The organism is Acidovorax sp. HMWF018 (genome assembly GCF_003061035.1).
GTDB classification, from domain to species: domain Bacteria; phylum Pseudomonadota; class Gammaproteobacteria; order Burkholderiales; family Burkholderiaceae_C; genus Acidovorax; species Acidovorax delafieldii.
In genome coordinates this window covers 1-1180 of sequence record NZ_QAIM01000672.1, presented here as the reverse complement: position 1 = coordinate 1180, position 1180 = coordinate 1, and the positions used below count along the sequence as shown (strand labels likewise).

The 1180-nt window shown below is 60.5% G+C and carries 3 protein-coding genes; all 3 read right to left on the bottom strand.

The features are described 5' to 3' along the window. On the bottom strand, positions 1–480 hold a 480-nt coding region (locus tag DBR23_RS28580), incomplete at its 3' end, for a type VI secretion system baseplate subunit TssF (protein WP_146191479.1). Between the two features lie 16 nt (positions 481–496). Beyond that, entirely contained in the window at positions 497–1021 is a 525-nt protein-coding gene (tssE, locus tag DBR23_RS28575) for a type VI secretion system baseplate subunit TssE (protein WP_056059623.1), read from the bottom strand. Between the two features lie 12 nt (positions 1022–1033). Further along, positions 1034–1168, bottom strand: coding sequence for a type VI secretion system accessory protein TagJ (locus DBR23_RS32395; RefSeq protein WP_369882186.1), 135 nt, complete (start codon positions 1166–1168; stop codon positions 1034–1036). Positions 1169–1180 lie beyond the last annotated feature (12 nt).

The window sequence follows — 1180 nt, the reverse complement described above, 5'->3', positions numbered from 1 at the left end:
GAAGCGGGATAGTGGGAGATCCAGAGGGGGCCCACCCAGAACTGCGCGGGACAGTGCAATAGGCCATAGAGTGACGTCGTGCCCAGTACGAAAATCGCACGGTACTTGGTCATCATGGGTCTTGCGTGAGCGCAGCATGCTGCCAGCGGGCAGGCAATAGCCGTCTGCCACGTTGCCCTCGGTATCGCTGGGAGACATCTGGACGACCACCATGGCGGGGGTGGGAGCCAGATAGTGGGGGCACACCATCTCGAGGATGCGTTGTGAAAGCCGTGGGAACTCGGCGTCCATCTTCATCTGCACCCGCGCGGTCAGGAAGCTGAACCCCTCCAGGAGACGTTCAACGTACGGGTCTGCCACATCCAGGTCTCGCAGCGCGAGCCGGCCGGCCACTTTTGGAAATGCGGCAGCAAACTCGGCCCCCAGCTCACGCAGGTAGGCCAGCTCTCGGTTGTAGTACTCCACCAGACGCGGATTCATCGGTGTGTTCTCAGGGTCAGCTTCTAAGGTCCGACAACACCACTTGACCGGTTTCCAGGTCCAGGCTCGTCTTGAGCAGCAGCTCCAGAGGGTAGGGCATGGACCAGAACTGGCATCGGATTTCGAACTGCAAGGTGTTGTGGTGGTTGAGTGAATCGAACGACGGCAGGAGAGTCACCGTCAGTGAGTCGGGCAGGACCCGGGGCTCAAACGCCAGGATCGCGCGGCTCACATTGGCCTCGACGTCTTTCCAGTCCAGATCGGAAAGCAGCTTGCCCGCCAGGGGATTCATCCCATAGTTCAGTGTGGATCTTTCAGCATGCGCAAGTCCGGAAAAGTCGATGTGTCCCGAGGCGTTGCTTGCGTTGAGTAGCCAGCCAAGATCGCGCAGCAGCGCGCCGCGCAGGCGCGACTCGGTGACATACACAGCATCGGCCTGTTCCGTCCGTTGGGTGGGCTCATGATCGGTCAGGCGATCCAGCAGAGCCGGCTGCAGGCGATCCTTTTCGGTTCCAAAACCGCTCAGTCTTCTGGACTGCATGACAGGAATACGTCAATCCAGGAAGGAGATAGTGCGCACATCGAGCAATGCGTGATCTCCCTGGTCAGAGACCCACATTCGTTGCCCCCGGCCTGCCACATGCTCGTCCCCGATCTCTGCCCATTCCGTGCGTCGTGCCAGCCTCAGGCCGTCGTCATC

Coding starts and splice junctions, on each gene's coding strand:
- tssE (WP_056059623.1), bottom strand. CDS start 1,021: ATGCAGTCCAGAAGACTGAGCGGTTTTGGAACCGAAAAGGATCGCCTG.